Below are 235 nucleotides of genomic sequence, written 5' to 3' on the forward strand. Positions count from 1 at the left end.
GAACAGGGGGGGGGGGGGGGGGGGGGGGGGGGGGGGGGGGGGCCCCCGCGGCCCCCCCCCCCCCCCCCGGGGGGGGGCCGCGGGGGGGGGGGGGGGGGGGGCCCGGGGGGGCGGGGGGGGGGGGGGGGGGGGGGGGGGGGGGGGGGGGGGGCGCGGCCGGGGGGCGGGGCGGGCGCCCCCGCCCCCCCGCCGGGGGGGGGGCCCGGGCGGGGGGCCGGCCGCCCCCCCCCCCCCC

General features: G+C 98.7%; 1 protein-coding gene. It reads left to right on the plus strand.

Features of this window, described 5'->3' with window-relative positions; translation table 11 throughout:
* Positions 1 to 235, plus strand: a 235-nt coding sequence (locus ACEN88_RS36250) for a hypothetical protein (RefSeq protein ID WP_413347205.1), incomplete at both ends; no start/stop codon positions are given.

This window comes from Massilia sp. CT11-108, assembly GCF_047302915.1.
GTDB classification, from domain to species: Bacteria; Pseudomonadota; Gammaproteobacteria; order Burkholderiales; family Burkholderiaceae_D; genus Telluria; species Telluria orientalis.